This window comes from Marinobacter sp. MIT932201 (assembly GCF_047123295.1).
In the GTDB taxonomy this organism is placed as follows: Bacteria; Pseudomonadota; Gammaproteobacteria; order Pseudomonadales; family Oleiphilaceae; genus Marinobacter; species Marinobacter salsuginis.
In genome coordinates, this window is record NZ_CP138917.1 from 4,167,376 (window position 1) to 4,193,395 (window position 26,020).

The 26,020-nt window shown below is 58.2% G+C and carries 28 protein-coding genes; 11 read left to right on the plus strand and 17 right to left on the minus strand.

The genetic code is table 11. The features are described 5' to 3' along the window. Positions 1–10: 10 nt before the first annotated feature. The 5 genes from tssG to tssB all read right to left on the minus strand — a co-directional run bounded on the left by tssG (position 11) and on the right by tssB (position 5,390). On the minus strand, positions 11–1,027 hold the full coding sequence (tssG, locus tag SIC15_RS19115; protein ID WP_412536705.1) for a type VI secretion system baseplate subunit TssG: 1,017 nt from the start codon (positions 1,025–1,027) through the stop codon (positions 11–13). After that, positions 991–2,763: a type VI secretion system baseplate subunit TssF gene (gene tssF / locus SIC15_RS19120; protein WP_412536706.1), complete on the minus strand. Its 1,773-nt coding sequence runs from the start codon at positions 2,761–2,763 to the stop codon at positions 991–993. Before tssF ends, tssG begins: the two co-directional genes overlap by 37 nt. Before the next feature lie 147 nt (positions 2,764–2,910). Further along, positions 2,911–3,351, minus strand: a complete 441-nt coding sequence (gene tssE, locus SIC15_RS19125) for a type VI secretion system baseplate subunit TssE (protein ID WP_222465622.1) — start codon at positions 3,349–3,351, stop codon at positions 2,911–2,913. A 3-nt stretch (positions 3,352–3,354) separates the two neighbouring features. Next, positions 3,355–4,836 (minus strand): type VI secretion system contractile sheath large subunit, encoded by a 1,482-nt coding sequence (gene tssC, locus SIC15_RS19130; protein WP_412536707.1) that lies wholly within the window; start codon positions 4,834–4,836, stop codon positions 3,355–3,357. A gap of 56 nt (positions 4,837–4,892) precedes the next feature. Next, positions 4,893–5,390 carry a type VI secretion system contractile sheath small subunit gene (gene tssB / locus SIC15_RS19135; RefSeq protein ID WP_412536708.1) on the minus strand — a complete coding sequence of 166 codons (498 nt, stop codon included), beginning with the start codon at positions 5,388–5,390 and terminating at the stop codon, positions 4,893–4,895. 277 nt (positions 5,391–5,667) lie between these two features. On the opposite strand from tssB, the gene SIC15_RS19140 reads away from it, so the two are divergent. Continuing rightward, positions 5,668–5,928 (plus strand): acyl-CoA-binding protein, encoded by a 261-nt coding sequence (locus SIC15_RS19140; protein ID WP_069182250.1) that lies wholly within the window; start codon positions 5,668–5,670, stop codon positions 5,926–5,928. 133 nt (positions 5,929–6,061) lie between these two features. Continuing rightward, positions 6,062–6,379, plus strand: a complete 318-nt coding sequence (locus SIC15_RS19145) for a site-specific integrase (RefSeq protein ID WP_153634070.1) — start codon at positions 6,062–6,064, stop codon at positions 6,377–6,379. Positions 6,380–6,388: 9 nt separating this feature from the next. Here the strand turns inward: SIC15_RS19145 and SIC15_RS19150 are convergent, their stop codons facing one another. Next, complete coding sequence (locus SIC15_RS19150) at positions 6,389–6,850, minus strand: hypothetical protein (RefSeq protein ID WP_305966326.1); 462 nt, start codon at positions 6,848–6,850, stop codon at positions 6,389–6,391. Positions 6,851–6,960: 110 nt separating this feature from the next. Then, complete coding sequence (gene greB / locus SIC15_RS19155) at positions 6,961–7,476, minus strand: transcription elongation factor GreB (protein ID WP_412536709.1); 516 nt, start codon at positions 7,474–7,476, stop codon at positions 6,961–6,963. A 299-nt stretch (positions 7,477–7,775) separates the two neighbouring features. Here greB and SIC15_RS19160 point away from each other — a divergent pair, with 299 nt between their 5' ends. Further along, positions 7,776–8,057, plus strand: a complete 282-nt coding sequence (locus SIC15_RS19160) for a hypothetical protein (RefSeq protein WP_412536710.1) — start codon at positions 7,776–7,778, stop codon at positions 8,055–8,057. Here the strand turns inward: SIC15_RS19160 and SIC15_RS19165 are convergent. The 8 genes from SIC15_RS19165 to ftsY form a co-directional block, all read right to left on the minus strand. Then, positions 8,051–9,541 carry a sensor histidine kinase gene (locus SIC15_RS19165; protein ID WP_153634074.1) on the minus strand — a complete coding sequence of 497 codons (1,491 nt, stop codon included), beginning with the start codon at positions 9,539–9,541 and terminating at the stop codon, positions 8,051–8,053. The genes SIC15_RS19160 and SIC15_RS19165 overlap by 7 nt on opposite strands. Beyond that, entirely contained in the window at positions 9,528–10,208 is a 681-nt protein-coding gene (locus SIC15_RS19170; protein ID WP_008175694.1) for a response regulator transcription factor, read from the minus strand. The genes SIC15_RS19165 and SIC15_RS19170 overlap by 14 nt, the downstream gene beginning before the upstream one ends. A 103-nt stretch (positions 10,209–10,311) precedes the next feature. Continuing rightward, complete coding sequence (hyi, locus tag SIC15_RS19175; RefSeq protein ID WP_412536711.1) at positions 10,312–11,091, minus strand: hydroxypyruvate isomerase; 780 nt, start codon at positions 11,089–11,091, stop codon at positions 10,312–10,314. 7 nt (positions 11,092–11,098) lie between these two features. Then, the gene (locus tag SIC15_RS19180) at positions 11,099–12,010 is read right to left on the minus strand and encodes an NAD(P)-dependent oxidoreductase (RefSeq protein WP_412536712.1); all 912 of its coding nucleotides are present in this window, start codon (positions 12,008–12,010) and stop codon (positions 11,099–11,101) included. Positions 12,011–12,252: 242 nt separating this feature from the next. Then, positions 12,253–13,113 carry an RNA polymerase sigma factor RpoH gene (rpoH, locus tag SIC15_RS19185; protein WP_412536713.1) on the minus strand — a complete coding sequence of 287 codons (861 nt, stop codon included), beginning with the start codon at positions 13,111–13,113 and terminating at the stop codon, positions 12,253–12,255. A gap of 192 nt (positions 13,114–13,305) precedes the next feature. Further along, a complete protein-coding gene (ftsX, locus tag SIC15_RS19190; RefSeq protein ID WP_069182259.1) occupies positions 13,306–14,313 on the minus strand; it encodes a permease-like cell division protein FtsX in 1,008 nt (335 codons plus the stop codon). Next, positions 14,303–14,995 (minus strand): cell division ATP-binding protein FtsE, encoded by a 693-nt coding sequence (gene ftsE, locus SIC15_RS19195; protein WP_136630885.1) that lies wholly within the window; start codon positions 14,993–14,995, stop codon positions 14,303–14,305. The genes ftsX and ftsE overlap by 11 nt, the downstream gene beginning before the upstream one ends. 29 nt (positions 14,996–15,024) lie before the next feature. After that, positions 15,025–16,218, minus strand: coding sequence for a signal recognition particle-docking protein FtsY (gene ftsY / locus SIC15_RS19200; protein ID WP_069182261.1), 1,194 nt, complete (start codon positions 16,216–16,218; stop codon positions 15,025–15,027). Between the two features lie 161 nt (positions 16,219–16,379). Here ftsY and rsmD point away from each other — a divergent pair, with 161 nt between their 5' ends. Continuing rightward, positions 16,380–17,030 carry a 16S rRNA (guanine(966)-N(2))-methyltransferase RsmD gene (rsmD, locus tag SIC15_RS19205; RefSeq protein WP_412536714.1) on the plus strand — a complete coding sequence of 217 codons (651 nt, stop codon included), beginning with the start codon at positions 16,380–16,382 and terminating at the stop codon, positions 17,028–17,030. Between the two features lie 71 nt (positions 17,031–17,101). On the opposite strand, the gene SIC15_RS19210 is transcribed toward rsmD, so the two are convergent. Continuing rightward, positions 17,102–18,280: a fatty acid desaturase gene (locus SIC15_RS19210; RefSeq protein ID WP_069182262.1), complete on the minus strand. Its 1,179-nt coding sequence runs from the start codon at positions 18,278–18,280 to the stop codon at positions 17,102–17,104. 140 nt (positions 18,281–18,420) lie between these two features. On the opposite strand from SIC15_RS19210, the gene mutM reads away from it, so the two are divergent. The 7 genes from mutM to SIC15_RS19245 all read left to right on the plus strand — a co-directional run bounded on the left by mutM (position 18,421) and on the right by SIC15_RS19245 (position 23,930). Continuing rightward, positions 18,421–19,233 carry a bifunctional DNA-formamidopyrimidine glycosylase/DNA-(apurinic or apyrimidinic site) lyase gene (gene mutM, locus SIC15_RS19215; RefSeq protein WP_412536715.1) on the plus strand — a complete coding sequence of 271 codons (813 nt, stop codon included), beginning with the start codon at positions 18,421–18,423 and terminating at the stop codon, positions 19,231–19,233. A 137-nt stretch (positions 19,234–19,370) separates the two neighbouring features. Then, complete coding sequence (locus tag SIC15_RS19220) at positions 19,371–19,700, plus strand: hypothetical protein (RefSeq protein ID WP_069182264.1); 330 nt, start codon at positions 19,371–19,373, stop codon at positions 19,698–19,700. Positions 19,701–19,795: 95 nt separating this feature from the next. Beyond that, the gene (gene yrfG / locus SIC15_RS19225; RefSeq protein ID WP_412536716.1) at positions 19,796–20,485 is read left to right on the plus strand and encodes a GMP/IMP nucleotidase; all 690 of its coding nucleotides are present in this window, start codon (positions 19,796–19,798) and stop codon (positions 20,483–20,485) included. 41 nt (positions 20,486–20,526) lie between these two features. After that, positions 20,527–20,934, plus strand: coding sequence for a ribosome-associated heat shock protein Hsp15 (hslR, locus tag SIC15_RS19230; protein ID WP_136630890.1), 408 nt, complete (start codon positions 20,527–20,529; stop codon positions 20,932–20,934). 68 nt (positions 20,935–21,002) lie between these two features. Beyond that, entirely contained in the window at positions 21,003–21,857 is an 855-nt protein-coding gene (hslO, locus tag SIC15_RS19235) for an Hsp33 family molecular chaperone HslO (protein WP_069182267.1), read from the plus strand. A gap of 172 nt (positions 21,858–22,029) precedes the next feature. After that, positions 22,030–23,565: a phosphoenolpyruvate carboxykinase gene (locus SIC15_RS19240; protein WP_069182268.1), complete on the plus strand. Its 1,536-nt coding sequence runs from the start codon at positions 22,030–22,032 to the stop codon at positions 23,563–23,565. A gap of 86 nt (positions 23,566–23,651) precedes the next feature. After that, a complete protein-coding gene (locus tag SIC15_RS19245; protein ID WP_136630892.1) occupies positions 23,652–23,930 on the plus strand; it encodes a hypothetical protein in 279 nt (92 codons plus the stop codon). 21 nt (positions 23,931–23,951) lie between these two features. Here the strand turns inward: SIC15_RS19245 and SIC15_RS19250 are convergent, their stop codons facing one another. After that, positions 23,952–26,015, minus strand: coding sequence for a TRAP transporter large permease subunit (locus SIC15_RS19250; RefSeq protein ID WP_412536717.1), 2,064 nt, complete (start codon positions 26,013–26,015; stop codon positions 23,952–23,954). Positions 26,016–26,020: the final 5 nt, after the last annotated feature.

Below are 26,020 nucleotides of genomic sequence, written 5' to 3' on the forward strand. Positions count from 1 at the left end.
CCTGCCGGAATTACCGGCGAATCTGAATCCGGACTGCCGGTCGGCGCCGGGCCCTCTCCGGTGTCACGAAAGAATTCCAGCCCAGCCGCACATCCTCGCCCAGCTCCATGGGGCGAACGTCCTTCGGACGCATCTGAAGCTCCAGGTCGTAGGCCAGTTGCTCCCGTGTAGCGAACTCCACGAGTTTGACCAGGCGCTGGTGGTCCTGGCCATTGGGCAGGAAATCCGCAAAACGCTGTCGGCTCAGATTCCTCAACCGGAGCACGAATTTGCCACTGCGATCCCGGATGGCCGATCCCACCAATGTGTTGCTGCCCAGACAGGCGTTGGCCTGGCCCAGTCGGGTCTGCTGATCATCGGCGATGGTCACCTTGCGCAGGACCCACTGTTCAACACTGACATCGTCCAGATCGAAGCAATGGGCGACGATACCGCTCACCACCTCCGGCGACCGGCTGCGACCGGCCATCAAGCCGGAATAGGCCAGCATCTTTGACCAGTTAACCGGTGTCGCCTCCCGCAACCGGCCGTCGCCGAGCCCGATCAGGGCAAAGATCAGCTCTGAAAAGCCATCCGAGGCACCCGGTTGAAACCGAACGTAGTAGCGATATTTGCGCCACGCCCGATGGAACAGCGTGACCAGGCGATGATTGAAAAAATCAAGAAAATGCCGCCGGATGCCCAGATTCTGCCCCGCTTCCCAGGCCAGATCTTCAAGGTAATAGCCCGGCAACGGCGACTGTGAGCCGTGCAACCCCAGAAAGCTGACTTCCATCTGATACGGCGCGTGCTCGTGCTCCGGCGAAAGCGCCGAAACCACATCGCTGCCGGGAAACCCCAGACCCGCAGAGGCAGAAAACCGGATCCGCTCCTGGCGGGGTTGGTCTTCGCTGTTTCGCTCCAGATCGTCCCCGTGGTGCCGGTGAATCAGATCCACCAGCTGAAAAAAACTGTAGCGTCGCGCATTGCCCAGGACGGGTTGCAGCTCGGCTACATAAGCGGCTGCTGACCTTGCTGTAACGTCCATGTGTACCGTTCCTGATTATCAGTGTTCACCACTTCCAGTTGGTGAAATGCGTTGATGCTGGCGTACAGGGCGAAGAACTGGCTGAGTACTGTGCCGAACAGGTACAGATCACCCTCCGATGCAAACGCCTGCTGATCCAGTTTCAGCACTGAGCGGATCCCCCGCACCGGCAGCCCCTTGACCATCCCGTCAACCGGAGCTGTCTCGATCCCGATAATGCCAGCCAGTCGTTTCTGGGACACCCGTTCTGCCTGGCGGTCCACCAGAGCCCGGAAATCGTAGACTCTAAGCACCGTGCGCAGGGCGTCCACATCCAGCATCGACAGATAGTTGAGGGACAGGTTCGAGATCAGCGTCCACAACAGGCTGCCGTCCAAGGTTGGCCGCAGCGTCGCGGTGGGCCTTGTGATGTTGCTGAATGTGGCGAAAGCAGGCGTGCTCTCGGTGGCCATGCAGATTTCGCCCACAGCCAACTGGCTGGGCAACTGGCGGTTGGTGCAGGTAAGCGTCAGGGAGATCGCTTCCTGCCGGCTCAGGCACTCGGACTCATCGCCCCGAACGAAAGCCATGTAGTGGTCAAAGCCGTCACCGCGCACACTGTCCCGTGCCCGAACCCGGTAGTACAGGGCGTTGCGGCCGCGATCCCGCTCCACCTCGTGCTGGAAGCTCTCGAATGCGGTGTAGATGCGCGGTTCACCGCGCCCGGACCGGCCCTCCAGCCAGCCTTCGACCTGCTCGATGCTGAACACCTCGTAGTGGTCCGGGGAGCGGCTGGACGGCGAGATGCGGTACTCGGTCTGGCGGCCGTTAAGATCCACCGGTTCGCCCTCGTGGGTAAACAGGTTGACCGCCGGCGTGCAGTAGAGCTGGAAATTCTCCTCCCGCACTTTCACATCCGGTGGCAATATCCGGCTGAAATGGAAACGCAGGCTGATTTCGTCCGCCTGTACTGCCGGCAGCCGTTTGGAAACGCCATGGATGTCCACGAAACGGAAGGCCTCAGGGAAGCTGAGGTATTCCTGCAAAATGCGGTAGCCGGGGTATGCGTTCTTTGGGTACGGCAGCAACGCTTCGTCATTGCCGAAGCCTACCGGCTGCAACAGTGAGGCAGGCAGGCGATAAACAGCGTCACCCACCACCAGATCAATGCGTTCCAGATAGTGGTTCAACCAGAGAAAAAGGGTTTCGGCGATATGACTCTCGCCGCCCAGATAAAAGCGCAGGCTGTCCATGCCCAGTGACGACAGAGGCTGATCAGTGTGCAGTGCCAGGTCCACGGTCACTGAGGACACTTCCCGTGAGTGCTCTGCATGGGCCGCGGCAACGCTCACAGGAAATACATCCACCGCCCGGCAAGTGCGGAACCGACACTGGGTCTGACGATTCGCATCGCCCAGCGGACGGCTCTTGATCTCGGTATGACGCTCTACCCTCTGGCGTTCACTGATTGCATGCAACTGCGGATCAAAGCGCATAATCGTACAACTGGGTACCGGCCGCAGATAGTTCGGCCACAGCATGTTCAGCAGGGAGTGGGTAATCTCAGGGAATTCGTCCTCCACCTTTTCCCGCAGCTTGCCGGTCAGGAAGGCAAAACCCTCCAGCAGTCGTTCCACATCCGGATCGGTGCTCTGCTCGGAGAGAAAGCGGGTGAGCTGCGGGTGGGCGTCCGCGAATTCCCGGCCCTGAAGCCTGAGAAAGCTTAATTCGTCTCTATAAAAGCGATTCAACTTCATACAACTACCCAATCCTTGGGAGTATGAGCCGGTCGGTATACTTTTCTTCCGGGAAAAAACAACTCGCTGCGCTCAGACATCTTTTTTCCCTGCAGAAAAGCATCCCCACCGACTCTCGCCATCCTTGGTGTTTACTGATCGTTTCCGTTACACCACCTGGTAGTAACGTTTGTCATCCAGAACCAAATCTATGGTTGTTTTGTCGTCTTTCGAACCGACGTTGAGATAGACCGTCACCTGAAACCGTAGCTGCAGCGGGTCGGGCCCCTGGGGCAGATTGACCACATCCACACGCTTCACCCTGGGTTCGAACTTCTCAATGCACTGCCGGATCGCGCCTCGGATCTGAACGCTCAGATCGTGGGTGCCGAGCGTGGCGTCGTTGAAGTCCAGCAAGCCCAGGTCCGGTACGCTGGCACTGTTGCCCGGGTGGGCGTTCAGCAGCCGAACCAGGTGGCGCTTGATGGATTCCACAACGTGGGTGACGTCTCCCATACTCTGGCCGGCCGGTTCGGCTGCCTGTTCCAGTCGTTCGAACAGGCTGCCGGTGCCGGCCTGCGATCCGTCGCTGGCCGGGTGCCGGAACACGGATCAGTCCTTGTCCAGCCGGCCAACCAGTGACAGTTCGAAGTTGGCACCCATGTACTTGAAGTGGGGACGCACGGCCAAGGACACCTGGTACCAACCCGGATCGCCTTCCACGTCAGAGACGGTAACCTGTGCCGCGCGCAGGGGGCGGCGGCTGCGAACTTCCGCGGGCGGATTTTCCTGGTCGGCAACGTACTGGCGAATCCATGTGTTCAACTCCCGCTCCAGGTCCTGGCGCTCTTTCCATGAGCCAATCTGCTCCCGCTGCAGCACTTTGATGTAGTGGGCCAGGCGGTTCACGATCATCATGTACGGCAGCTGGGTGCCCAGCTTGTAGTTGGTCTCCGCCTCCTTGCCTTCCTTGGTGTTCGGGAACTGCTTGGGTTTCTGCACCGAGTTGGCCGAGAAGAAGGCTGCGTTGTCGCTGCCCTTGCGCATGGTCAGGGCGATGAAACCCTCGTCGGCCATTTCGTATTCGCGACGGTCGGTGATCAGCACTTCGGTCGGGATCTTGGCCTCAAGCTGGCCGAAAGACTCAAACAGGTGCACCGGCAGGTCCTCGACGGCGCCACCGCTTTGTGGACCGATGATGTTCGGGCACCAGCGGTACTTGGCAAAGCTCTCGGTCAGGCGGGTGGCCAGCAGATACGCGGTGTTACCCCACAGGTAGTGCTCGTGATCGCCCGAGACGTCTTCCTTGTAGTTGAAGCTGCGCACCGGGTTTTCCGTAGGATCGTACGGCACCCGCAACAGGAAGCGCGGCGAAGTGAGGCCCAGATAGCGGGCGTCTTCGGACTCACGCAGGGAGCGCCACTTGGCGTATTTCGGGCCCTCGAACACGGCCTTCAGTTCCTTGATGGCCGGCAGTTCCTGGTAGCTGTCGACGCCGAAGAACGACGGAGCCACGGAAGACAGAAACGGCGCATGGGCCATGGCACCAACCGAGGACACGTACTGAAGCAGCTTCATGTCCGGCGTCGACGGGGTAAACGCGTAGTTGCCCACCACGGCGCCCACCGGCTCACCACCGAACTGACCATATTCCGTGGAATAGATGTGCTTGTAGAATCCGGTCTGGGTAACGTCCGGCGCGAACTCGAAATCTTCCAGCAGCTCGGTCTTGGTGGCGTGAAGGATGTCCACCTTGATGTTTTCGCGGAAATCGGTGCGGTCCACCATCAGCTTCAGACCGCGCCAGGAGGATTCCAGCTCCTGCAACTTTGGCGCATGCAGGATTTCATCCATCTGGGCGCTGATCTTGCGATCCAGCTCGACCACCATCTGGTCCACCAGAGCCTTATTGACCGGCTGGCCTTTTTCGTCGCTTTTCAGCAGGTTGGCAATAAACGTTGCCACGCCCTTGCGGGCAACATTGTAACCCTCATCCGCCGGCGCCATGCGGCTGTTGGCCATGACCTGGTCCAGCAAGGACCCTTCGGCAACGGATTCGGAGGCAGCAGAGTGCTGCACAGCAGTATCAGACATACCACGTCCCTTTAGTACGTTTTGAATTCAATCGAACGTTATGAGTGCGCGTTCGCTTACTCGTTGCTGTCGGTAGCCAGTTCCAGTTCGGCCAGCAGCTTGTCCCGTGCGTCGTCGTTGTCCAGCAGTTCCTGCAGTTTGGAACGGAACGACGGTACGTTACCCAGTGGGCCTTTCAGGGCCACGAGGGCTTCCCGCAGCTCTATCAACTTATTCAGATCAGGCACCTGACGGGCGACACTGTCGGGGGAGAAATCATCGAGGGTCTGGAATTCCAGGTTAACCGGCAGTTCGTCGGCTTCCTCATCCAGTTTGTTGGTCACAGTGGTAGAAAGGGTCAGGCCGGCTTCTTTCATGACAGAACGGAAATTGTTCTTGTCAACGGAAATGGCCTTACGATCTTCGATGGGGGTTTCTTCGGCGTGTCCCTTGAAATCGCCAACCACGAACATTTTCAGCGGCAATTCGGTTTCGGCCTGCTGATCTCCGGTGGCGGGGACATATTTGATATTGATGCGCTCTTTAGGCGCGACGGAACCGTCTTTTGAAGACATGCGCTTGCTCCCTGTGCAAATCATTTGCAGTTGTTCAATCCCTTGTACGCACCTTCCTGGCACGCAACGCCAAAAACTGTACACAGATCATTTGTCTTTCTCAAGCAAAAACTGGCCAGCATTATTCCGGAATGTGCACCCGGGCAAGCTTTTGCCAGAACCCCGGCATTTCCCCTTCCGACAATGCCCTGGAAAGATTCAGTCAATGACGGAGCCGGCGGCTGTGGCTATACTCGGCCAACAAACAGGACCAAAGTAGAACCATACGGAGATCAACATGAGTGACCTGAAAACCCGCTTCGACGAAGCCGTCAACTACATCCAGACCGCCGAAGGCGACTTCAAGCCCTCCAACGAGATGAAACTGGAATTCTATGCGCTGTACAAGCAGGCCACCGAGGGCGATGTGTCCGGCAAGCGCCCGGGCATGATGGATTTCGTGGGCCGCGCCAAATTCGATGCCTGGGAGAAACTCAAAGGCATGTCCAGCGATGACGCCATGCAGAAGTACATCGACAAGCTCGAAGCCCTGAAGTAATCGGCCTTCCAGTCCAGACTCTGGTCAGAAAATGACCAGAGTCAATCTTCCTGAATAAAGCTTTGCGCTCGTAAATCTCTTGTCATAAGATGCGCCCAAAATAACAATACCAATTCATCAGCAAGAGTTATTTATGGACATCACAGAAGCGCTGGAACAGTCCCAGCCAGGCTTGGTGGCACGGGTCAAGGACGCCATTCATCAGCACAAGCTCAATCAACGCTCAGAGCAGACCTACCTGCACTGGATCACCCGATTCGTGCTGTTCAGCGACATGAAAGATCCCGATGCACTGGCCAATGAAGACCGCCAGAAGTTTTTGGACTACCTGAACGAACGCATGCGGGTATCCCGGGCGCGTTTCAATCAGGCCAGCCAGGCGCTGACATTTTTCTACGAAGATGTACTTGGTAAGACGCCCGCGGGGGACAACGGCTGCGCAGCAGCCTGAACGCCTGTCTCAACGCTCGTTCATATTGATGTTCAGCGCGTCGTAGGTGCGGTTCTCGGGTGGGCGGATCACGTAGTTGTTGCTGTGAGTCTGCCCGGGAATGGATTTTGGATTGCTGAAACGGAACTCCACCGGGATCTGTGAGCGGCCAAGGTCAGTGCGGCTGTCACCGGGGCGAAGACCAAGCGGATCGAGGTAAAAGTCGTCTTCGACCCTTGGTTTGAGCGGTACGCCCGCAGCCGGAGCTGTCAGACCACCTTCAATGACCGTATTGGCCAGAGTTTCCTCCTCCATGGAATTCAGCTGGATGGTGTGAATGGTAGAGCGCTCTTCATACTTGAAAGCGCTTTCCTGATTGTCGCTCTGGGCAAACACCCCACCTGCAACGGCCCACGCCGCGACAAGCCCCGCCAACACTAACGGCCTGCTTACCCTGCGCTGAACGATTCCGACTTTTCCACGCTTACCCATGGCATTTCCCCGGCAGACGATCCTGTCTGCGACCAGTTGCGACAAATTTTGATCAGTTTATCGACAAATCCGTCAAGCTGCCCGGGCACTCGCCAATTTTGTGACATCATTCACTTGTCGTCTTCAGGCGCCTGGTAGCGAATACCCACCACGAACACCGACTTCCAGCCTTCGGGGGTGCGAACGCTCACCTCGTCGTCCAGTCGTTTGCCAATCAGCGCCCGGGCCAGGGGGGAGTTGATGCTGAGATAGCCTTTGGTCAGATCGAACTCATCCGCGCCGACAAGACGATAGGTCTGTTCCTCACCGTCTTCGTCTTCCACCGTCACCCAGGCACCAAAGAACACTTTTTCCCGGTCATCCGGCAGACGGTCAACCACGGTCAGCTCTTCAAGGCGTTTGCTCAGGAAGCGGACCCGGCGATCGATTTCCCGCAACTGCTTCTTGCCGTAGATGTATTCCGCGTTCTCGGACCGATCGCCAAGGGCAGCAGCTTCACGTACGGCCTGGGTAACCTCCGGGCGTTTCACCTTCCAGAGATACTGCAATTCTTCCCGCAGGGCCTGTTCGCCCTCGGGCGTGATGTATCTGGGGCGCGGGCCACCATTACCGGGAACCTGAGTCATTGGTCTTGTAACGTCCTCTGCAGCTGGAAATCAGAAAAATTCAGGGCATAAAAAAACCCCGTAAAAACGGGGTAAGGCTAGCGCTGTGCTGGAGGCAGAAGCAAGCAACAAATCTGCAGGCTTCCAAAGCTACAGTTTCAATTATGCACACCGTTGGTTACACCATCGTGGCCGAGGAATTACCTTTTAGTCAGGGTATCGATGAACGCTGGCACCCGGAATTAGGTTGCAGACTCTAGGAACGAAGCATAGCGTTGGCGTTATACGTTTTTGCAGATTCCACTTTTGGAGAAATCAACATGAATACCGAAACGCTGCTGAATATGGCTCTCAATGGCGTGGATGTCCTTGGCTATCGTCTGGATAAGTACGGAATCACCGGCAAGGTCAACCGGCACAACATCGCGGCTTTCCTGGCGGCAGAACAGAAGCATCTGGAAGGCGAATGGGACAGCATTCAGGTACGGGTAAATCGTCGCCGTTCGCAATTTGAGAAGATTACCCACGAGATCGAATCCCGCAAAGATGCGCTGATCGGCCCGGTGCTTTCGAAGATCAACCGGTTCCGCGCCAGTCAGTGAGTCTTCACGCCGGTGGATTGAGAGGCGGCTTGGGTTTCCCCGGCCGCTGAATCTGCCGACTGCTCAGCCTGGGTCGCTCGAATGCGTTTTCGGGCCTCGCTAAAGGCAGGGATCTTTACAGCCACAGTCAGCCCCGGCGACTCTTCTCCCGGATGAGTATCGCTCAAAACGATCCGGCCCTGGTGGATCTCCGCAACAGCGCTCACCAAGCTCAGGCCCAGCCCGTTCCCCGGTAACGAACGGCTCTTGCCCACTCGATAAAAGCGCTGGAAAACCTGGTCTTTCTCCGCATCGGGAATACCGATGCCACTGTCGCGAACTTCGAAGACGGCTTCCGAATCTTCCCGCCGAACCGAGACGCCTATAACGCCGTGTTCAGGCGTGTATTTGATGGCATTATCAATCAGGTTGCTGACCATCTGGAACAGGAGGTCCCGGTCACCCTCGATCTTCACACCGCTTTGCAGATCCTGTTCAAACGATTGGTCTTTGTCCTCGGCCAGGGCTTCATAGAGTTCGCAGGCATCCGCAACCAGCTCGTCCAGAGGCACAGGTTTCATGTCCGCGGTATTGCCGCGGGTTTCCAAACGTGCGATACGCAACAGAGCGTTGAAGGTGGCCAGCAACTGGTCGGCTTCCGCCACTGCGCGGCCCGCCTGCTCCCTTGCTTCATCGTTATCCACCGACATCAGTGTGTTTTCCAGCTGGTTGCGCAGTCGGGTCAGGGGGGTACGCAAATCGTGGGCAATGCTGTCGGAGACGTGCCGGATGCCTTCCATCAGGTACACAATCCGGTCCAGCATCTGGTTCAGGTTTTCCGCCAGCTGGTCAAAATCATCGTCGGTGCCACGAGTTGGAATTCTCAGGGACAGATGGCCGTTCATGATCCGGCGGGAGGTGTTGTTGATAACCTCGATGCGCCGGGTCGTACTTCGGCTCATCAAGAAACCACCGAGTAACGCCAAGGCAAGGGTGATTCCCATTCCCCAGTTGATGGCGGTTTCGATCACCCGCTTCAGGTTGGTAAGTTCGTCGACATCGCGCCCCACAAGCAAGCGCATGCCACCCTGCACCTCGAAGATGCGGGCTCGGGCCAGACGCTCGGGCCCGTTCCAGCCCACCGATTCGTTCAGGGTGAAATTGATCCAGCCACTTTCGGAACGACTGCCTTCCGGCCAGGTTTCAATATTGCCGGCTAGCTTGAGGAAATCGTCGGTCGTCAGCAGGTAGATGGATTTGGCGTTGGGGTCGCGGGCAACACGCTCACGGATAATGGTGATCAGGCCGTTCACACCACGGCCACGATACTGCTCCGCCAGACCGGCGATTTCCGCCTCGATGGTTTCGTCGGTCTGGGCGGTCATGAAGCCCGCCGTACGCCAGTAGATAAAGGCCAGTAACAGGAATACCGAGGTGGCAAACACCACCATGTACAGCAGGGCTAGCTGGAAGGATGATGTCCTGAGCTGGCTAAGCAGTTTCACGTAACATGTACCCTGCACCCCGGATGGTCTGCAGTAAGGGTGTATCGAATTCCTTGTCGATCTTGGCTCTCAGCCGGCTGATGTGCACATCAATCACGTTGGTCTGGGGATCAAAATGATAATCCCAGACCTTCTCCAACAGCATGGTCCTGGTCACCACCTGACCGGCATTACGCATCAGGTACTCCAGCAAACGGAATTCCCGGGGCTGGACATCGATATTCTGTCCGGCCCGCTTGACAGTCCGCGCCAGAAGATCCATTTCCAGATCCGCCACCCGCAATACCGTTTCGGTCTCTGCGGACTGGCGATTACGACGAACCAGGGATTCGATCCGAGCCAACAGTTCGGTGAACGAAAACGGCTTGGTCAGGTAATCGTCGCCACCGCCTCGCAAACCTTCAACACGGTCGTCTACATCACCCAGGGCACTGAGAATCAAAACCGGCACCTGGTTTCCAGTCGCCCGCACGGTCTTGATAATGGAGAGACCGTCCATGCCGGGAAGCATGCGATCTACAATCATGATGTCGTAATCTTCGCTGGCCGCCATCATCATGCCTTCCTTGCCATCGGCCGCATGGTCGACCACGAAGTCGGATTCCTTCAGCCCTTTGACAAGATAATTTGCAACGTCCTGATCGTCTTCGATTACCAGCGCTTTCACCGGTTATCCTCCCGATAGCGGATTACAGATAGGACAAGGGTACGAAGAAGTTGGCAACCCGGCCAGTTACGATCTTGTAAGAGGGTGTCGCCAATGGCGACGGTCAGAGCTTGCCTGAAAACCAGCCAAGACTGTCGCCCGTTGCCCCGGTAGGCCGGTATTCCGCGCTTACCCAGCAGTCATACCCCATGGCATCGATGGCCGCAAAAACATTCGAAAAGTTAATCTCCCCGGTACCGGGCTCGTGTCGGCCGGGGTTGTCGGCAAACTGAATGTGGCCGATCCAGGGCAACAGGCACTCCATGGAGCGCACCAGGTCCCCTTCCATAATCTGCATGTGGTAAAGGTCGTACTGCAGGCGCACGTTGTCCGCATCCACTTCCTCAATCAACGCAAGTACCTTGCCGGAGGTATCCAGAACAAAGCCTGGCATGTCCACGCGCGAATTGATGGCTTCCAGACACAGGGTGATACCCTCCTCCGCAAGCCTGGGGGCTGCCCAGGCGACATTGTTCACCAGCGTGTTCCAGGCAACCTCATCTGAGACACGGTAGGGTTTCAGGCCCGCCAGGCAGTTCAGCCGCCGACAGCCCAGGGCTTTGGCATAGTCGATCGCCTGATCAACGCCGGCCTGGAACTCCTCAACCCGGTCCGGCAGGCAGGCGATGCCCCTCTCCCCAGCATCCCAATCGCCGGGCGGCAGGTTGAACAACACCTGGGACAGTTTGTTATCGTTCAAAAGGTCTCTGAGCAGGTCTTTGGGGTAGGCGTAAGGGAACAGATACTCCACCCCCTCAAAACCGGCGGCCCGGGCCATGGCAAAGCGCTCGGGGAAATCCACTTCCGTGAACAGCATAGACAGGTTGGCAGCAAAACGGGGCATGGCGTGATTACTCCTTCGGGCCGCGGCCAAGGGAGCCAAGCAGCGCACCGTTCAGATGCTCCAGCTCCAGCAACAGGCCGCTATGGTCGACATCACTGTGGCCATTCGCCACCAGCGACAGGTACTCGTTGTGAGTCTGCTGGGCCAGGGGCAGGGTCAGCCCTTCCGCCCGGGCCTCATCCAGGATCATCCGCATGTCCTTGAGCTGAATGCGTGCTGGCGCACCGGGGGCAAAGTCACGGTCAATCATGCGCTGCCCATGCAGCTCCAGAATCCGGCTACCAGCAAACCCGCCCAGCAAGGCCTCCCGCACGGCCGCAGGATCCGCACCGCCTTTCGCCGCAAGCAACAGGGCCTCGGACACGGCACCAATGGTGATTCCAACAATAGCCTGATTGGCCAGCTTCGCCAATTGCCCTGAACCCACAGGCCCGATACGGGTGCATTTGCCGAGCGCTTCAAACACCGGCCGGGCACGATCGACATCGGCTTCGGAACCACCCGCCATAATACTCAGACGAGCTTCCGCAGCACCTACAGTACCTCCGGACACCGGCGCATCCACATACCCAGCACCCCGCTCCGCCGCCAGCTCAGCATGCCGCCGGGCCACAGAAGGCTGGATGGAGCTCATATCAATCACCAGCGCCCTCGGCTTCAGTGCCTCAAGAGCCCCCTGCTTAACCAGCACCTGCTCCACCACATCGCTGTTCTCCAGCATGGTGATCACCACATCGGCATTGGCAACCGCCTCCGCCGGGGATTTGGCAATGGTTGCTTCAGAGGCAAAGGGCTCGCACTTGCTATACGTGCGGTTCCACAAGCTCATCGGGAAACCCGCGTTTAGAAGGTTACGGGTCATGGGCGCACCCATCAGGCCGATGCCGAGAAATGCGATATGGGGTTCAGTCGAGGTCATGGTTTGCTGGCCTTACTAAAAGGTTCGGGACGCGGTTGGGTAGCCCCTCCCAAAACTGTGCGGAGCCAGGGATGGCGGAGCCCAAGCGTCACATGGATGTGCCGCAAGGAGCGTGTTTTGGAAGGGGCTACCCAAGCGCGTCTTCCACGGAAGTCAGATAAAAGATTATACAAACAAAAACGCCACCAACCGGAACCGGTGGTGGCGTTTTAACGACTCAGTCGCGGGATTGGGCCGCCTGGTCAGGCCGCCTCAACCATCTTCATGCGAATCTTCTTCATCGCATTTTTCTCAAGCTGCCGGATGCGCTCCGCCGACACGCCGTATTTGTCCGCCAACTCATGCAACGTCGACTTGCTTTCGGACAACCAGCGCTCCCGAAGAATATCCTGGCTGCGCTCATCCAGCTGCTCCAGAGCCTGCATCAGCCTGCCGTTGGAATCGTCGGACCAATCGGCGTTCTCCAGTTGAGTGGCCGGATTGCTGCGAGCATCTTCCAGATAATACGCCGGTGCCTGATAAGCGTTATCGTCATCGTCGTCCTGCGGACCATCGAACGCCGTATCCTGGGAAGCCAGTCGGCCTTCCATTTCACGGACCACCCGTGGCTCGACACCCAGATCTTCGGCAACCGCGTTCAGCTCATCATGGCTGAGCCAGGCAAGCTTCTTCTTCTGGCTGCGCAGATTGAAGAACAACTTGCGCTGGGCCTTTGTAGTGGCCACTTTCACAATCCGCCAGTTGCGCAGAATAAACTCGTGAATCTCTGCCTTGATCCAGTGAACGGCAAAGGACACCAGGCGCACACCGTATTCCGGATTGAACCGTTTGACCGCCTTCATCAGGCCAACGTTACCTTCCTGAATCAGATCCGCCTGAGCCAGACCATAACCCGAATAGCTCCGGGCAATGTGAATCACAAAGCGCAGGTGAGACATAACCAGCTGACGGGCGGCCTCTACGTCGCCCTCATAATGGAGCCTTTCAGCCAGCTCCCGTTCTTCGTCCACTGTGAGCACCGGGATGCGGCTCGCAGCCTGAATGTAAGACTCGAGATTCTGACCCGGAACCAGTCTGTCAACCAGTTGTAAACTCGTACCCATGCTCTAACCTCCGAACCCGACGGCCCTTAAATATACCAACTACTTTTTGGACCGCCAAGAACTCTGAAAGTTCCCGAAATCTCCAGTAAAACGTTCTAAATCAACTACCTGAAAATTTCACCTTGGCTTTGCTGGCTTCGAAATTACGCCAGCAGAAGCTGTTTCTTCAATACGGTTTTCCCGCTATCCGGATCATCCGCCTCCGGCAATATCACCCGGCTCCATGTCATCCAGATGACGTTTCACAGCGACCCAGGCGCCCAGCCAGCCTAGCAGCATCGCAACAATTATCAACGCCAGTGCCCCATCAAACTGCAAACCGTCGAGGGAAAAATCACTCCGATACAGCCCTGCCAGCCGCTCTATGGGCCCGCTGAGCCACCACAGAGACAACTGCAACAGAATCAGCGCCACAATCCCGCCACCGAGCCCAAACCATGCGCCGGTGTACAGAAAGGGCCTGCGGACAAAGCTGTCCGTTCCGCCCACCAGTTTCGCAACCAGAATTTCGTCCCGGCGACTCTCAATCGAAAGACGGACCGTGTTGCCGATCACCAGCACAACCGCAGCAGCCAGCAGAATCGCCAGTGCCCAGACCGCACGGGCCAGAAGATCCGTCATGGCGTTCAGACGCTGCAACCAGCCGAGGTCCACCTGAACCCGCTCGACGCCTTCCATGCCTTCAATAAACCGAACAAGGCCTTCCACCCCCTCGGTGGAACGGGCGCCTTCCTCAGGGGTAATCAGCAGGGTATGTGGCAGAGGGTTGTCTTCGAGATAATCCAGGGCATCTTCCAGGCCCGATGAGGCCCGAAATTCTTCCAGGGCCTGGTCCCGATCAACCAGCTCGACACCGGCCACCCGGCCGTCGCTGGCAATGTCACTGCTCAACACCCGTGCCCGCTCAAGCGGCACAGTCAGCTCAATGTAAGCGGTCACCCGGGCACTGCTTTCCCAGCCCGCACTTACGCCCTGGAGACTGGTGAGCAGCAACAGCAGCGCCACCGGCAAGGCCAGGGCAACGCCCATCACGGTCCAGGTCATCAAACTGGCCACCGGATTGCGCCAGAGACGCCGGGCACTATCCTCGGCAACCTTGCGATGATGGGTGAAATAGCTCTCAGCCTGCTCACGCCAGGGCGACCGGGCCTTGTTGGCGCCTCGTGCAGGTTGCGGCTTTTTACGCGGATCAGCGGCCACTGACACCTCCGCCAATAACCGAGGTGCCGCCAGCAACCAGGCGACCATGATCCAGCTTCAATGTTCGCCGCCCCATCTCATTGATCAGGGCAATATCGTGGGTTGCGATCAACACGGTAACGCCCACCTGGCTGAACTGCCCGAACAGATTCATGATGTCGGCGGACAGCGCCGGGTCCAGGTTACCTGTCGGCTCATCCGCCAGCAGTACCGGGGGTTTGTTGACCACCGCCCGGGCAATACCGACGCGCTGCTGCTCACCGCCGGAGAGCTGCATCGGGTTCATTTTTTCCTTCTGCAACAACCCGACCTTGTCCAGCGCTGCGCGCACACGCCGGCCGGTGTCTCTGGGTGAAGCACCCATGACTTCAAGGGGCATGGCGACGTTGTCGAAAACGGTGCGATCGAACAACAACTGGTGGTTCTGGAAGACCACGCCGATATGGCGTCGGATATAGGGAATCTGGCGGCGGGGCAAGCGGTTCAGAACCTGTCCACCTACCACCACCTCGCCGGCACTGGGGCGTTCCATCACCATGATCAGTTTCAGCAGGGTACTTTTACCCGCACCGGAATGGCCGGTCAGAAACGCCAGCTCGCCGCGCTCCAGGCCAAAGTTGACCTGACGCAGGGCTGTATGATCACTGTCGTAGCGCTTGGTGACCTGGCGAAACTCAATCATGGGCGGTTTCCGCGCGGCTGGATTCCGGGCTATTCGTCAAACAGGGCATCCACAAAGGTTTCGGCATCGAAGCTGCGCAGATCATCCACCTGCTCACCAACACCAATAAACCGGATCGGCAACTGCAACTGACGGGCAATGGCAAACACAATACCGCCTTTGGCCGTGCCGTCCAGTTTCGTCAATGTAATGCCACTCACGCCCACAGCCTGCTGGAACACCTGCGCCTGGCTCAGGGCGTTCTGGCCGGTGCCCGCATCCAGCACCAGCATGACTTCGTGGGGCGCAGATTCGTCCAGTTTCTTCATCACACGGACCACCTTCTCCAGCTCCTGCATCAGGTTATCCTTGTTCTGCAGACGACCGGCGGTATCGGCGATCACGACATCTACGCCACGGGATTTGGCTGACTGGATGGCATCGAAAATCACCGAGGCACTGTCAGCACCGGTGTGTTGTGCCACCACCGGCACATTGTTGCGCTCACCCCAGACCTGCAACTGCTCGACCGCCGCAGCACGGAAGGTATCGCCGGCGGCCAGCATGACCGATTTGCCTTCGTTCTGGAATTTCTTGGTAAGCTTGCCGATGGTGGTGGTCTTGCCCACGCCGTTCACGCCCACCATGAGGATGACGTAGGGGGTCTTGCCGGAGTCGATTTCCAGGGGCCTGGTCACATCCTTCAGCAGCCCGTGCAATTCATCCCGTAACGCCTGTCGCAGGGCCTCACCGTCCTTGAGCTGATTGCGCTCAAGTTTGTCGGTGAGCGATTCAATGATCTCAGAAGTGGCGGTAACGCCAACATCCGCCATTAACAGCGTGGTTTCGATTTCCTCGAGCAGGTCCTCATCAATTTTCTTGCTCAGGGAGAACAGGTCTGACAGACCACCGGTCAGGCTCGCCCGGGTCTTACCCAATCCCTTTTTGATGCGTTCGAAAACGCTGACCTGAGGCTCGGGTTCCGGTGCTTTCTGGGGCTCTTCTGCGGGCTGAGGCTCCAGGGCCGGCTCTGGTTCAGCCACCGACTCTGGTTGCGGCTCGGGAGTGGCAGGCGTTTCGCTCTCGGCTTTTTCCGGCTCCGGTGCCGCCCCTCTGGCAACCTCTGGCTTGCGCTGCGGCACCGGCTTCGGGCGCGGTGCCCGGCTGCGGTTTCCGGCGATATCCAGAACAAATACAAGCACAAGAAGGGCCAGAAGGCCGATTGAAATCCACTCTGCCGTCATAAAAGTCAATCCATCAGTCTGAATGGGCGGGACAAAGAAAGCCGACATTCTAGCAGACTGTCCCGATGAAGTGAGGGCCACCCGGATTATCGCGCGAGGCCCGGTTTCCGGTAAGATGCGCGCAGATACCCAGAACCCCGCACAGTCCCGGAGCTGCGACGATGGCGCGCCGAAAATCCACCAGCCACAGCATTTCGAAAAGAAACCCGACCGGTCGCGGTACCGGGGCCGCACCCGCTAATAACAGCACCGGCGAACTGCGCATTATCGGCGGTGACTGGCGCAGCCGGAAACTGCGTTTTCCGGATGCTGGTGGTGTGCGACCAACCCCCGCCCGCACCCGGGAAACCCTGTTCAACTGGCTTAACTTTCACCTGGCAGGCAGTGATTGTCTCGACCTGTTCGCCGGCTCCGGCGCGCTTGGCCTGGAAGCACTGTCCAGAGGTGCCGCAGGTGCCACCCTCGTGGATCACACGCCTGCGCTGGCCAAGGCACTCAGAGACAACCTCCGGGTACTGAAGTCTTCAGCTGGAGAAGTGGTGTGCTCAGATGTCGAGAGCTACCTGCGTCAGAGAAACCGGCCGCCGTTCGACATCGTTTTCATGGACCCACCGTTCCGACAGGGCTGGCTGGAGAAATTGTTTCCATTACTGGATGAGCAGGGCTGGATCAAATCCGGCGGCTGGGTTTACGTGGAACACGAGAGCGAATTGCCAACACCGGCAGTGCCTGGGTCGTGGCATCTGCATCGGCAAAAAAGCGCGGGGCAGGTCACCTACTGCCTTTTCCGAAAAGCCATAGACCCGGAATAGCAAGGGGCCTGAAAGAAAAAAGGGCCAGGTGAACGCGCTCACCCAGCCCCTTGTTCAGCGACCTGACTGTCTCAGACAGCAGGGCGCAGCGAGTAGGCCCGAAGGTGCTCGGCGAACTCCTCAAGATACCGGATACCGCTGGCTTCCGCCTCCCGGCACCACTCCATCAACGCGTTGAGCTTGTCCTGGGGCTTGAGCCCACGCTGACGCCAGAGCGCCTGCAGTTCATGGCTCTTCTCGTAGATCTGGCGCAGCACCGCGTTGCGCTCCAGTACCGATTCAAGGGTTTCTTTTTCCTTGGGGTGGATCAGCGTAATCTCACGAGAAAGCAACTGCTTGAGCTTCCGATACCGCGGCCGAATCTCGTCGTCCATCAGAGACTTCTGCTGACGCAACACCGGCTCCATGACGCGCTTGCGGTACTGGCGCATGATGTCGAACCGGTTGTTGGCAATCGCCTGAACGGTTTCTACGTCAACCTCGAGTTTACCCGGCACATGATGAGCAATGGGACGATAGCCCTTGGGCTTGGCCATGCCGAACAACTGGAACAGACGGATGTAGCCCCAGCCAATATCCACCTCAAACCAGCGACGGGACAGCTTCGAAGAGTTCGGGTAGGTGTGGTGGTTGTTGTGCAGCTCTTCTCCGCCAATCAGCAGGCCCAGCGGACTGATGTTGCGGGCGTTGTCGGCGCACTCGTAGTTCCGGTAACCCATCCAGTGACCAATTCCGTTAACAACGCCGGCCGCCCAAACCGGGATCCACATCATCTGTACTGCCCAGATCCAGATACCGTGAACACCGAACAGGGCAAGGTTGATGACCGCCATCAAAGCGATGCCCAGCATTTTATGGCGGCTGTATACGTTCCGCTCCACCCAGTCTTCCGGGGTGCGCTGGCCGTAGCGTTCGAGCGTTTCCGGGGTCGCGGATTCGGCGTAGAGCTCGGCGCCCTGGAACAGAACCTTGCGAATACCCAACACCACCGGGCTATGGGGATCTTCTTCGGTTTCGCATTTGGCGTGGTGTTTGCGGTGGATAGCCGTCCACTCCTTGGTGTTCTGAGCGGTGGTCAACCACAGCCAGAACCGGAAGAAGTGCTTCAATACCGGGTGCAGGTCCAGCGAGTTATGCGCCGAATGGCGATGCAGATAGAGCGTTACACTGACAATCGTGACGTGTGTCATTCCGAGGGTGACCAGAATGAGCTGCATCACCGACAGGTCAAGAAGACCATTAAACCACATAGCTAATCCTCAAAATCATTATCTTTGGCCGATGGCCAACTCAGCCACTTTAGCTTACAGCTGTAAGCCACAACAACAGCATTTGGATGCAAAATTGTTACTGATTACACTTATGCGTTTTCCACCGGAGATTCCCGTCCGTGCCAGAATTGCCAGAAGTAGAAACCACCCGTCGCGGCATTGCACCCTATTGCGAGGGCGAGACCATCACCCGGGTTACCGTGCGCAATGGCAGCCTGCGCTGGCCTGTTCCTGCCGATCTGGCAGAACGCCTGGAAGGCCAGCGCATAGAGAATGTTGATCGGCGTGCCAAATATTTGTTCCTTAATATGATGCAGGGCACGGTCATTGTTCACCTCGGCATGTCGGGCAGCCTGCGCATCATCACCGACAACACACCACCGCTGACCCATGATCATATCGATCTGGCATTACAATCCGGGGTAATCCTGCGATTCAATGATCCCCGAAGGTTTGGCTGCTGGCTCTGGGCCGACTCTGCCGAAGAGCACCCGCTGATCAGCCATCTCGGCCCCGAACCCCTGGCTCCCGAATTCAATGGTGCGCACCTGTTCCGCCTCTCCCGCGGCAAGAACACGCCAGTCAAGTCTTTCATCATGGATAATCAGGTCGTGGTTGGCGCAGGCAACATCTACGCCAATGAAGCCCTGTTCAAATCCGGCATCCATCCCCGCCGAAAAGCAGGAAGAATCAGCCTCGACCGCTATCACAGGCTGGCCGAAGCCATCCGGGAAACGCTCAGTGCCGCTATCCTGATGGGCGGAACCACCCTGCGGGACTTTGTGAACAGCGACGGCAAGCCCGGCTACTTTGCCCAATCTTTGTTGGTCTACGGTCGCGGCGGACAGCCCTGCAAAGAGTGCGGGACGACGTTGAAAGAAATCCGAATGAACAACCGATCCACTGTTTACTGCCCACGTTGCCAGCGCTGAACGCTTACGAGAAGGCACATTCAGCAACGAAAAATCGTTTGAAAATACGCAAATATGATTCATAGTTAACAGAGGATTTACGCCCAAGGTATACAATGGGGCGGTATTTAGGGCCAAAAAGCTCAGGAGACAGTACGATGACCCGCAAGATTTCACGCACTCTGGTGGCCACTGTGGCGGCCTGCCTGATGGCATTCTCTTCTCTCGGACACGCCCAGGCCGTGGATGAAACCCCGTCAGCGCTGGCCATGACCGGCGATGCGATTTTTGTTCGTCCGGCCCTGCTGGCAACCACCATTGTGGGCGGCGCTGTCTACCTGGTATCCCTGCCCTTCTCCCTGCTGGGCGGCAACGCCGACGAAGCCGGTGAGGTTCTGGTCATGGGGCCTGCCAAGGCGACATTCGTGCGCTGCCTGGGATGTACCCGCACCGGCAAGAAACCCGAAACGGTACAGACCAGCAACTGATCCGACTCCATCGGGCGCGCCTCCGTACTATCACGGCTTGCCCCGACGAGAGAACTGCGGCAGCCTGAAGCAAATTCTTCAGGCTGTTTTTGTTTATGGTTGACTGGTCCTCGCTTAACACCGTGTTCCTGGATATGGACGGGACACTGCTGGATCTGCATTTCGATAACCACTTCTGGCTCGAGCACCTGCCGGCCAGGTACGCCCAGCACTATGACCTTCATCCCCAGGAAGCGAAAGACAGACTGATCCCGATGATCATGGCCGAGCGCGGCTCACTGAACTGGTATTGCACCGATTACTGGAGCGAGCGCCTGTCCCTGGACATTACCGGGCTGAAAGCAGAGGTGGGCGACCGGATCGGATACCGTCCTCACGTAACGGATTTTCTCGATGCCCTGAGGCAATCCGGGCTTCACTCGGTGATTGTCACCAACTGTCACCCCGACCCTCTGGCCCTGAAGCTGAAACGAACCGGCCTGGACACACGGGTGGATGCCATAGTCTCCAGCCATCAGCTAGGCAAGCCCAAGGAAGACCCATCATTCTGGCAGGATCTCCAGAAGGTAACGCCCTATGAGGCCGACAGCACCCTGATGGTCGACGACAGTTTCCCGGTATTGGAAAGTGCCCTGGCAGCCGGCATTGCCCAGTGCCTTGCGGTACTGGCGCCGGACAGTCAGCAGGAGGCCCGCCAACGGCACCCGGAAATCCCCTGCATCCATCACTTCGACGAAGTTCTCCCGGCCCTTCGCCAGCGGTCACCCCTGCCATCCGGCCGATGACAGGGTTATAATTGGCGTATAAGCCCATCAGGTGAGGAGACATGACGGCATCAACTGCTGACGACCAAAGGGTAAGACTGGATAAATGGCTCTGGGCCGCCCGCTTCTACAAAACCCGCTCCCTGGCCAAGGAAGCGATCGAAGGAGGCAAGGTCCACTACAACAGCCAGCGCTGCAAACCCGGCAAGCTGGTGGAAGCCGGCGCGAAACTCACGCTGCGTCTGGGTTGGCAGGAGAAGGTTGTCATTGTCGATGACATCAGCGACCGCCGCCGTGGCGCGCCCGAAGCCCAGAAGCTCTACCACGAGACGGAAGAGAGCGCCAAGAAACGCGAAGAAATGGCCTGGCAACGAAAAACTATGCAGGCAGCGCAACTCCCTCCGGCCAGACGCCCTTCAAAGAAAGACCGAAGGGATATCCAGCGCTTCCGCGAACAGAACGGCCTCTGAACACTTTTTAACACCCCCGCCCTCAGTCAACTTGCAACGACCGGCATTCAGCATTCAGGAGAGACAACATGGCATCCCGCGACCAGTTCCAGCGCTTTATTTTTGAACACAGCCAGGTGCGGGGAGCCTGGGTGCGGCTGGCCGACAGCTACCAGGAAATCGGCAGCCAGGCGCCCTATCCGGACACGGTCCGCGAGCTCCTCGGCGAAGCCCTGGTGGCGAGCATCCTGATGAGCAGCACCCTGAAATTTGAGGGCACGCTGTCCGTTCAGGCGCAGGGAGAAGGCCCGTTACGCACTCTGATGGCAGAATGCAGCCACGACCGGCACATCCGTGGTCTGGCCCGTTTTGACGAGCACGCCGTCAGCGAAGACAGTTTTCATAATCTGCTCGGTGAAGGCCGGATGGCCATTACCATTACGCCGAACCGGGGTAATCGCTACCAGGGCGTCGTGCCCCGGGATCAAGAGACACTTGGCGGCTGCCTGGAGGAATACTTCGAACGCTCGGAACAGATTCCCACCAGCCTGTTCCTTTTTGCCGATGAAAACGGCGCCGCTGGCCTGATGCTCCAGCGCCTGCCGGGCGCCTCCGAGGAAGACGAAGATCTCTGGGATCGGGTTAACCACCTGGCGCGGACCGTGGAAGCCGCCGAGTTGCTGGAACTGGATAGTGAAACCCTGCTCCATCGACTGTTCCACGAGGAAACCGTTCGATTGTTCGACGCCGAACCGGTCGCCTTCCGCTGCAGCTGCTCAAGGGAGCGCACCCTCGGCGCCCTGGAGGCCATTGGCCGCGAAGAATGCTACAGCATTCTGGAAGAACAGGGATCCATCGAGATGGACTGCCAGTTTTGCCACGCTCACTATCGCTTCGATAGAAATGATATTGATCATCTTTTCACCGGTCATACGCTACACTAGAAGCACGTTCGATTGGCCGGGAAACCGCTGATAGCAAGGGGTTCAGGGCAGTCGTTTTTTACCGGCGTCTCTGGCATAATAGCGCGCCTGAATTGACCCGATTGCTCAGATTTCCGTCAATTTTGGGGGGCGGCCTGAGCAATCACTAAGACATCCCGAGGGCGAGGTCGAAGTGAGCAGCACTTATAATGATCTGAGTACAGCACGACTGGTTGAGGTTGCACTGGCACGTGAAGAAGGCCAGCTGGCATCCAACGGTTCCCTGGTTGTAAAGACCGGTGACCGTACAGGCCGGTCTCCCATGGACCGCTATATTGTCGAGGAGCCCAGCACCTCGGACGATATCCACTGGGGTCCGATCAACCGTCCTTTCGACGCCGAAAAGTTCGACGCCCTCTGGGACCGTGTTGAAGCCTACATCGCCGAAAAAGACCAGTTCGTGTCTCACGTTCATGTCGGCTCCGACCCCGAGCACTACCTGCCGGTCAAAATGACCACCGAGACCGCGTGGCAGAACCTGTTCGGCCGCAACCTGTTTATCCGACCGGAAAGCTATAACCCGGCCGACAAGCAGGAGTGGCAGATCCTGAACGCCGCCAACTTCGAGTGCGTGCCCGAGCGCGACGGCACCAACAGCAATGGCTGCGTGATGATCAACTTTGCCAAGCGCAAGGTTCTGCTGGCCGGCATGCACTACGCCGGTGAAATGAAGAAGGCCATGTTCTCGGTGCAGAACTTCCTGCTGCCAGAGAAGGACGTGCTGCCCATGCACTGTTCCGCGAACGTGGGTGAAGACGGCGAGACCTGCCTGTTCTTCGGTCTTTCCGGCACCGGCAAGACCACTCTCTCTGCCGATCCGCACCGCTACCTGATCGGCGATGACGAGCATGGCTGGGGCCCGGGCACCGTGTTCAACGTCGAGGGCGGTTGCTACGCCAAGTGCATCGATCTGTCCCGCAAGAACGAGCCGATCATCTGGGATGCCATCCGTTTTGGCGCCATTGTCGAAAACGTGGTGATCGACCCGGAAACCCGCGAGCCAGATTACACCGATGTATCGCTGACCGAAAACTCCCGTTGCGCCTACCCGCTGGACCACGTTGAAAAGCGCGTGCTCGAGAACCGTGCCGGAGAGCCCTCTCACATCGTATTCCTGACCTGCGACATGACTGGCGTGCTGCCACCTGTGTCCATCCTCAGCCGCGAAGGTGCCGCTTATCACTTCCTGAGTGGCTACACCGCACTGGTTGGCTCCACCGAGATGGGTTCTTCCTCGAAGCTGAAGTCCACCTTCTCCACCTGCTTTGGTGCGCCCTTTTTCCCGCGCCCGGCCGGCGTTTACGCCGAGCTGCTGATGAAGCGCATGGACGAGTTTGGCAGCAAGGTCTTCCTGGTTAACACCGGCTGGACCGGTGGTCCTTACGGCGAAGGACAGCGTTTCAGCATTCCGACCACCCGCGCCATCATCGCCGCGATCCAGAACGGTGACCTGGACGATGTCGAAACCGAGCACCTGCCAACCCTGAACCTGGATGTGCCCAAGCATGTGCCAGGCGTGGATACCGAGCTGCTGAACCCGCGCAACACCTGGGTGAGCCCGGACTACTACGATGGCAAGGCCCAGGAACTGATCGCGCAGTTCGTCGAAAACTTCAAGAAGTTCGACGTGGCGGATTCCATCGTCGAGGCCGGCCCGAAGCTGAGCTAAGTCGATTCCTGAACGTAAAAAAGCGCCCTGCGAAAGCACGGCGCTTTTTTTGTATGATGGGGCAACACATTCAAGGAAACGGCTTCATGAAACAGCGTCTGCGCCAGCTTTTCTCGTTTATTCTCAAACCACTGGAATCCGGACAGGTTGGGCCCAGCTACAAGGATTCGCATCGCACCGTACTTAAACTCGTGGGTGTCCTGTTCCTCGTTCTGGCGACGGTGTCTATCGGTGCACTGGTATACACCGGCAAGGTCGGCGCGCTGATTCCCGCACTGGTGTTTCTTGGCGTTGGCGGGACATGCCTGGTTGTGGGGGCGCTGGGCTCGGATGTCGCCGTATCGAAGATGTGGGGCAACCGCTAACGGCCACCCCGCATGCTGTAATCAGGCGTAGAATATAAGTGGCACAAAGGCCACCAGCAACAGCGAAATCCCCATGGCAATCAGCGGCATAATGATACGCTCGTGGCGCTGGTAGAAGGTCCCCGTTTCCTGTTGCGCCGCGAGCACCTCTGCCTCTCCGACTACCTGGCGGGTCAACAGATGGTTCAGGGCGACCGGCGGACTCAGGTAGCCCAGTTCAAAGGCCACCAGGGTCACCATCCAGAAATGGATGGGGTGTATGCCGCTGGAGTAGGCAATCGTGGCAACGGTGGCTGTCACCAGGATCACGGCACCGAACGCGTCCATGATCATGCCCAAAATCACCAGAATCACCACCATCAACAGCATGGCCGACCAGGCACTTTCAAACGATTGCGGGAAAGCCTCCATCAGGTGCGCCCGCTCGATTACCCCACCGATACTGACCGACAGACCGAGCAACAGCAGTAATGCGCCAATTTCCGCCGTTGTGTCGTTGGTGGCACCACGGAGACTTCGTTCGAGCCCCTGATGGTTGATCTCCCCAGAGGCTTTGCCCTTCCGGTTTTTCAGGCTGACATGCTCATAGACAAGGATGGCCAGCATGATCACCGGCAACAGTCTTGGCGCCGAGAATTCGTCCATCCCCACATCCAGTGCCAGACGGTAGAACAGGACCACGGCAGCAATTACCAGGACATAGGGAATCAAAGGTTTGAGCGCCTGGGTCATGGCCGGGAAGGCCTCGGCAGAGGGCGCCAGGTTGAACTGGCTCTGGCGATTCACGCTCAGGGCCACAATCGCAAACATGGTGGCAGTGAGCACAAATACCCAGATCCCCCAGCCGAACAGTTCGTCGGTGGTGACTTCCCGGTTCAGGTAGGCGATGACCACCACCAGCAGACAGGGCCGCAACACCACGCCCAGCGAGCCGGACATGGCGGTGGCTGCCAGAGCCAGATGCCGTCGGGCACCGGCCGCGCGCAGCTCGCTATAGATAACCGCGCCCGCCGCGATCACAAAGATGCCGGACGCTCCGGTGTAGGCCGTGGGCACGGCGGCAACCAGAACTGCTACAACCGCCAGCATTTCCGGCGGCATGCGCCAGGGCCGGAAGACATTGAACACCAGGGTGGCAAGACGGGTCTGCTTCAGCATCATGCCCACCCAGACGTACAGGCCGACATTCAGGAACATGTCGGACAGTTCCATCATCTTGCCGAGATAGATACCAATCCCGGAGGCGTGTCCGATCAGAGCGAAATAGGTGCCAGAGATCAGGCACATCACGGTATACAGGGGAACAGCCAGGAAAGCCTTGTTCAGGCTGCCGCCCTCCTGAAGGTCATCGGGAACCCGGAACAGCCGGTACAGGCTGGCCAGGGTCAGGCAGGCGAAACCGATAATCCAGAAATTGTGCAGCAACAGTTCTTCCGATGAGACCGCCGTGTCCGAGCCAAGGCTGGATTGTCGGAAGATCGCACTCGAGCCCAGCAACATGGCGTTGGCAATGGTTTGCAGGGTATGAGAGACGGTGTAGTCCAGCCGTGTCTCCATGGCGCGCATGGCGATATGATGCCGGGTCAGGGTGGCTGTTACCGCACACAACATGACCAGGATGACCAGAATGAAGCGCTGGGACTCCAGACCAAAGGCAATCAGGTCGGCAATAAAGAGTTCAACGGCCCGATAGGCTTTCACTCCCGGTGTCAGTTGGTCCCTGAGGTTCTCAAAATTTCGGTGGGCCTCACGGCAATCCGCAACCGCCCGTTCGATGGCGATTCGGACATCGTCCGGATCTTTCTCCTCGGCCCCCAGCAACGCTGCCATGGGGTCGTCCGCGGAATCATCGGCGGCCATTTCCGCCGCGACCGCTGCCTCAATATCACGGTTTGGGTCACAGGTCGGTTGAACCGGGTCCATCCGCAACTTGTAGTAGCCACTCCAGAGCTGCTCGCCTCCGCGCAACATCTGGTTATGGATATCACTGCTTGTGGAGAAGATGACCACCGCAAGCAACAGCAGACAGGCCGGTAGCGATGAAAACCACTCCAGCCCGCTCCGATGAAAACCGCCCTTCGACATAACTG